General features: G+C 38.0%; 5 protein-coding genes. 4 read left to right on the top strand and 1 reads right to left on the bottom strand.

Features of this window, described 5'->3' with window-relative positions:
• From AC1DPQ_RS14505 to AC1DPQ_RS14495, 3 genes are all read left to right on the top strand, one after another.
• Positions 1-1,289, top strand: a 1,289-nt coding sequence (locus AC1DPQ_RS14505; protein WP_477609919.1) for a BamA/TamA family outer membrane protein, incomplete at its 5' end; no start/stop codon positions are given.
• Positions 1,286-1,816: a hypothetical protein gene (locus tag AC1DPQ_RS14500; protein ID WP_477580906.1), complete on the top strand. Its 531-nt coding sequence runs from the start codon at positions 1,286-1,288 to the stop codon at positions 1,814-1,816. The genes AC1DPQ_RS14505 and AC1DPQ_RS14500, both read left to right, overlap by 4 nt.
• A 734-nt stretch (positions 1,817-2,550) precedes the next feature.
• A complete protein-coding gene (locus AC1DPQ_RS14495) occupies positions 2,551-3,120 on the top strand; it encodes a 2'-5' RNA ligase family protein (RefSeq protein WP_477580908.1) in 570 nt (189 codons plus the stop codon).
• On the opposite strand, the gene tamL is transcribed toward AC1DPQ_RS14495, so the two are convergent.
• Positions 3,121-5,553, bottom strand: a complete 2,433-nt coding sequence (gene tamL, locus AC1DPQ_RS14490; protein WP_477609917.1) for a translocation and assembly module lipoprotein TamL — start codon at positions 5,551-5,553, stop codon at positions 3,121-3,123.
• Between tamL and AC1DPQ_RS14485 the strand changes: the two genes are divergently transcribed.
• Positions 5,538-6,271, top strand: a 734-nt coding sequence (locus tag AC1DPQ_RS14485; protein WP_477609915.1) for a TrmH family RNA methyltransferase, incomplete at its 3' end; no start/stop codon positions are given. The two genes, tamL and AC1DPQ_RS14485, sit on opposite strands and share 16 nt — an antisense overlap.

Here is a 6,271-nt window from a genome sequence, read left to right as displayed (position 1 = left end):
GTGTAAACAGTCAGCAAAAAAAATATGTAGAAAGGCTTTTCAAAAGCGATAAAGTTACTTTTAACCTGCAGGATATTAAACGTGGGTATTATAAACTGGTTGCCGACCAAACTTTCGAAACCGTATTTCCTAAAATTTCATATCAGGCAGCAACAGACAGTTATACTTTTGAGGTGGTGGCACAGCCGAAAAAGAGCTTTAAACTCGAATTAGGCGGCAATATATCTACAAGGCCCATCAGCAATGTTTTTTTGGGTGCTCAGTACAATTACCTCAACCGAAAATCGTATACTTTTGGAACCAGCTTTTACTCTGGCCGCTTTTACGAATCGGTACAGGTTAATGGCCGGGTAGATTATCCAACCAGACTTCCCTTGTTTCTGGCCGCGGAGTTAACCTATAATCACTGGAATTTTTATAATACCAGCCAGATATTTATCGAAAACCCACGCCCCATTTACATCGAACAATCTGACCGTAAGATTGACCTTATGATGGGAATGCCTTTAAATTACAATACCAAAATTGTTCTTCATTCTACTTTTATAAATAATAATGATCGCTATAGCCCAAACAATACCTTTGCGGTAGGCGATCTGCTCGATCAAACTATTTTTAATGGGTTTAGGGGATCCTTAAATCTCGAAAAAAATTCGTTAAACCGGAAACAGTATGCCAGCAGAGGTCAAAGCTTTTCGCTAAGTTTCAATTACACCACAGGCCGCGAAAACTATAATCCCGGCAATATTTTCCGAACCACTCCGGGTTTTGTTAAAATTCCGGGCAGTAGTCATTTGCGTCAATGGGGAAGCATAAAACTTACCCAGGAAAACTACTTTTTACACATCAAAAAATATACATTGGGTTATATTGTGGAAGGCGTTTTCTCTAACCAACCTTTATTTAGCAATTATTACGCTACGCTTTTAACTGCTCCAGCCTTTTATCCTTTGCAAGATAGCAGATCGTTATTCCTGGATAAATTTAGGGCCACAACCTATGCTGCTGGCGGAATAAAAAACATTTATAATGTTAAAAAAAATCTCGATTTTAGATTGGAAGGTTATTTATTTTTACCCCATAAGGAGTTTGAGCTGAATAATTTTCAGGATGTAGATTATGCCAAAGCCATCACAAAAATACGCTATGCAGGTACTGCAGGTTTAGTTTACCATTCACCGCTCGGCCCTGTAAGCCTAAGTTATAATTTATATAATGATGCAGTTAAAAGAAATGGTGTATTATTGCATATCGGTTATTTAATTTACAATAAACGTTCTATCGAATGAAACGAATCTTACTCTTGCTTTCACTGTGTTTAATCGGGTTTTTCAGCCATGCACAAACCGCAGCAATCAATAATTTTCTGGTAAAAGAAAATTTGCTTAAAAACAACAAACTGGCCATTATAGCAGCCGATTCTTTAAACAACCCCAACGAAAACATAAACGGAATCTACACCTTTAGTGTAAGTGGTTTTACACAGGTATTAAAATTTAATGATGGCATAGCCGTGCTACCTTTACCCATCGATAAATCTACCTTCGTTTACATCAAACATCAAAACGACTCTGGCACCCACAGCAAACTGGTGTATGTATATAAAAAAGATACCGATTTAAGTCCGTATGCCATAAATAGTTTATGGCTTTTCATCATTCCGATTATACTGGTAATTATTGCCTTTGCCTTCCGCAAACTGATCATATTTGTGGTCATTGTTTTTCTGGTATTTGTGTATTTTAACCACAGCAATGGCTTAAACCTTTCTACCTTTTTCGAAAGTATATTCGATGGGTTAAAAAACCTCGTCTGATTTTCTAAATAAAATCGTCATCCGATAGCTATCGGATGCGAGGAGGAACGACAGCCTGTCCCGATTTTTCGGGAAAGCAATCTCATGCTATAAATTCTCTTATTCTTTTTAGAAAAGCAAGGCCTGTGGTGCTTCGGTTATACCAGTCCCGCCCTTTGCTTAATCCCGATAAAATTATAGCGATAAAAAAATCACTTAAATCGGGATAACGCTGTCGGTCGGGTTTATTTTACCACGGATAGCAGCAAGTTGTAGCCCCCTAAGCCCGATCGAAGCGAGATGCCGATTATTTCAATCGGCAGAAGCGGGAGCGGGACTACAGAGAACCAATAGCTTCTGCAAAGCCCTTCCCATAAAAAAGAAAATTAGTTATAACAGCAGTAAATTAACAATTTGTGCTCACGTTCGTTCCTAATAAGTGTGAAATAACAAATCGTTTAGCGTATAAGGTCTAATGCGAATTCTCTTTTTTTAGAAAAGCAAGGCCTGTGGTGCTTCGGTTATACCAGCCCCGCCCTTTGCTTAATCCCGATAAAATTATAACGATAAAAAAAAACCTTTAAATCGGGATAACGCTGTCGGTCGGGTTTATTTTACCACAGATAGCAGCACAGTTGTAGCCACCTAAGCCCGATCGAAGCGAGATGCCGATTATTTCAATCGGCAGTTTATCACGGTAGAAAATTAACAATTCATCATTACTTTTTTACTAAAATTTTTAGTAAATTTGATTTATGGAAAATCTATTTTTAGTGTGTTTAGTTCCTCCTGTTTCTGTTGTAGAAGACATAGATGAGATTAGAACATACATTTCAGAGAAATTTAATGTGTATGAATCATTAAAACGTCCGGCACACATCACCTTATACCCTCCGGTAAAGCTTTCAGCTTACGATGCAGAAAAAAGATTTTTTAAAGCTTTAGCAGATGCCGCTTTCAGTCAGCCATTTACACAGGTACTCCGAAACTTCAGTTCATTTCTGGAGCATACCTTTTATCTCGATGTTGAACAAAATGAGGGCTTAATGAGCCTGGAAAAACAGATTACTAAAGCATTACAACCTTTAAAACTGATAGCGAAAAAAGAAAAATTCAATCCACATTTAACTTTAGCGTTTAGAGATGTAAAACCACCCATTTTCAAACAGCTTTCTGCCGAATTTAAAGACCGGAAATTTAAACGAGAGTTCCCTGTTTCATCCTTTTCTGTTTACAAACACATGGATAAAAGATGGCAACCCTTTAAAGAATTTTCATTTAAAGATCCGGATACCAAACCCAAAATATTAAGCCTTTTCGGTTAATTAGAATGGCATACCAATACCAAAGTTATACTGTAGAAAACGATAGGTATCAGGCCCGTGTGTGGCGTTATAGCTATTTTTAAAATCCCTGGCCCCAGATAAAAATTTGCTGATTACCCACTGGTCTGATCCGATAAACTGAGGATCTTTAAGTTTTAGTCCCACATCAAACCTGAAAACAAAATACTGAACATCGTACCTTAAACCAACCCCAGTACCAATAGCAATTTGCTTAGCCAATTTACTAAGCTTAAACACGGTCAATTCATCCAACTCAGGGTATTCAAGCGTAATCGACTCCCCTCTGCGGATATTCCAGATATTACCGGCATCAACAAAGGCAGCCCCTTTCAAAGTAGCCCCGAAAAATTTCCGTGCAAGTGTAAACCGATATTCAAAATTAGTTTCTATCCGTAAAGTACCCAATTGATCCAGCCCAAAAACAGCCTTCCGTACTTCATCGCTGGCAAGTACTTGTCTATTATAATTACCTGGACCGATGGTTCTGGCCTGCCAAGCCCTTAAGCCGTTAGATCCACCGGCAAAAAATTGCTTTTCGAAAGGAATACCTGTTAAAATTGAATTACCATAAGCGTAGGCTAATCCGGTGTTTAAACGGGCAATAAATTGCCTTTCGCCACCCAAATGTTTATACCACCTAATATCTACCTCTGGCCTGGTGTACTGGTTAAAAGGCAAGCCTAATATCTTTGCCGGGTCGTTGTTTGCCGGATCATGCTTTGAACCTGTTAGTTTAGATATGCCTTGCAACATATTGCCTGCAATATCCATCCCTGCCCTTAAATAAACAAAGGTTCTCAGTTGGTTTAACTTATCCGAATTCAACGTGTAGGTATATTTCATACCCAGTGTTAAATCTTTACGATCGAGTAGTGAAGAATAATAAAGGTTGTTAAAGCGGGTAATTGCATCCACTTTTGATGTATCGAGGTTACCAAAACGGTACTCAAAATTTAATGGGGTAAAAGAGTGGAGTTTAGATTTGGTTTCAAACCAATCGTAAGTAATGGAGTTGATAAAAATCCTTCGTACCGAAACATCTTTTTGTAAGGCATAAATGTAACTGGTTGCAAAAGTAGTGTGCGGCATTCCGTTTCCACCTAAAACAGGGTTATAAAAAGGGATCATCAATCTCGGTACCGAAATACTCGCACTGATTGAGAAATCGCGCTGATAAATATCACTAAAAACCTTGGCACCGTTACCTATACGCGATTGCAAACCACCTTTCACCTGGAGTTCAAATCGTTCTGCTCCTCTAAAAATATTGTTGTTGGTATAAGTATTTCCGAGGGTAAAGCCAACGGTACCACCATTAAACGGAACCTCACCCTCCACGCGGTTACTCATTACCTTTTGAGGGGTGAGCAAAATGATTGCATTGATTTTATTTGAGGTACTGTCCCTTCTGAAATAATCGATCTTTACGTTTTTGAAAACATTTAGCTCATACAAGCGATCGTAAGTAAGATTTTCGTTCCGGATGTCATAAAGGTCACCTTGCTTCAGAAAATCGTAACGAACGATCGGATTACGCCTGTAACGCTTAGAGAAATCGGTATAAATAATCCCGTTCAAAGTATCTTTGCTTAATTTATATCTTGCCGAATCGGGCAAACCGTCAGGATTTGGCGCAATTAACAAATGTGTGTAACCAATATTAAACTGTTTATGCGGTCCATTTGCAGGATCTGTTACATTAAGGTTCAAATCGATTTTGTTAGTCTTAGAGCTGGGTTCAGCACCATATACATCAAAATTTACATAAGGTCTTAAAAAATAGAAATATCCATTTTCTTTCATAATGCGATAAATCTGCTCCCTTTCATAAGTTAAAGAGTCTTCATCGTACTGCATTCCCTTGTGTAAATGGGATATTTTAGCCTTATTCGATTCGTAAAGGTTCCTAATATTTGCATTTGGGATCGAATCAGAAAGTTTCTCAATAAAATAAGCAGGCCCAGGTTTTGCACTGAATACAATTTCGGCCTTTTTATCTGCAATCTTGATGGCAGAAGTTACTTCGGCCTGGCGGTAGCCCTTACTTTTTAAAAACTTCTGTATCTGTGTTCTGGAAATTTCGACCAATGTACTATCTAAAATAGCAGGGGGTGTACCAAACGGCTTAATATCGCTGGTTTTATACCGACCATCTTTTGTATTGAACAAATTGTACAAAGGCACATTGATACTCAGCTTAGATGCCGGCCTGATATCTTTCTGAACATAATTGTAAGCCTGTTCTTCAAATTTAGCATCAACACTATCAATAGTTACCTTTTTCACTATCGATTGATAGTCGGCAATGTATTTAGTTGATGAGCAGGCCTGAATTAAAACAATAATAAATAGTAATATTGCAGTGCTTTTCAGTTTAATATTTATTGAGTTTTGGTATGCTTTCAAAATCACAGATTAGTTTTATAAAGTCGTTACATCAAAAAAAATACCGTAAAGAACATGGTTTATTTATTGTTGAAGGTATAAAATCCATAAAAGAATTTTTTCAGTCAAGCTACCAGATCCATACTATATTTTACAACAGCGAACATTACAATTTGTTACCCAAATTGCCTGCAAATATAAACTTATTTGAAGTAAAGAACGCCGAATTAGATAAGATTAGTACGCTGCAAACCCCACAAGGCTTTTTAGCGCTCGTTCATATCCCAAAAAACAGAGAATTAGCGTTAACAGCGTTAAAAAATCAGTTCACTTTGGTTTTAGATGGTGTTCAGGATCCAGGTAATATGGGTACCATTATCAGAACGGCAGATTGGTTTGGCTTTAAAAACATCATCTGCTCTGCTGATTGTGTAGAAGTATTCAATCCAAAAACCGTACAGGCCACAATGGGTTCTTTGGCGCGGGTAAATATTTACGAAGCAGATCTGCCAGCCTTGTTAGCGGAAAATACCATCCCTGTATTTGGGGCGCTGTTAGATGGCGAATCGATTTACAAAACGCAATGGGGAGCAGAAGGATTGGTGATTTTGGGCAATGAAGGAAAGGGAATATCAGCAGAAGTGATCAAAAAAATAAATAAACCGGTAACCATTCCGAGAATTGGGGAGGCCGAATCATTAAACGTAGCAGTAAGTGCGGCAATCTTTTGTGCTGAGTTAGTGCG

The sequence above is a fragment of the Pedobacter sp. 01T416_2 genome (genome assembly GCF_056398925.1).
The sequence above is the reverse complement of the archived record's forward strand: the minus strand, read 5'-3'. Positions and strand labels throughout refer to the sequence as shown.

Excerpts from the sequence above, each read along its gene's own strand:
- AC1DPQ_RS14500 (WP_477580906.1), top strand. The coding sequence starts at position 1,286 with ATGAAACGAATCTTACTCTTGCTTTCACTGTGTTTAATCGGGTTTTTC.
- AC1DPQ_RS14495 (WP_477580908.1), top strand. The coding sequence starts at position 2,551 with ATGGAAAATCTATTTTTAGTGTGTTTAGTTCCTCCTGTTTCTGTTGTA.